The following is a 276-nucleotide window of genomic DNA, read 5'->3' on the forward strand; positions in this document are numbered from 1 at the left end:
AGCAGCGGTGCTCATCTCCCCAGGCGTTCCCCCTTTCGGGGCGGTTCCCTTTTGCCCAAAGGTACCGTTGCTCCACTCCTCACCCAACAGCTCCAACCCTTTGCGCAGGATGTTGATGGCCGCATTCTCATCCCGGTCGATCACCACCCCACACTGCGGGCATTGATGGGTGCGAGTGGACAGCGTCTTCTTCACCCGGTGGCCACACCGAGAACAGTCCTGACTGGTGTACTGGGGCGGCACGGCCACCACCACCTTGTTGAAGACCTTCCCGTA

The 276-nt window shown here is 61.2% G+C and carries 1 protein-coding gene; it reads right to left on the reverse strand.

Annotation, left to right across the window (positions count from 1 at the left end):
• Window positions 1-276: zinc ribbon domain-containing protein (locus NW856_RS13320; protein WP_414400645.1), on the reverse strand; the 276-nt coding region annotated here is incomplete at both ends.

This window comes from Synechococcus sp. R3-13 (assembly GCF_047462195.1).
In the GTDB taxonomy this organism is placed as follows: domain Bacteria; phylum Cyanobacteriota; class Cyanobacteriia; order Thermostichales; family Thermostichaceae; genus Thermostichus.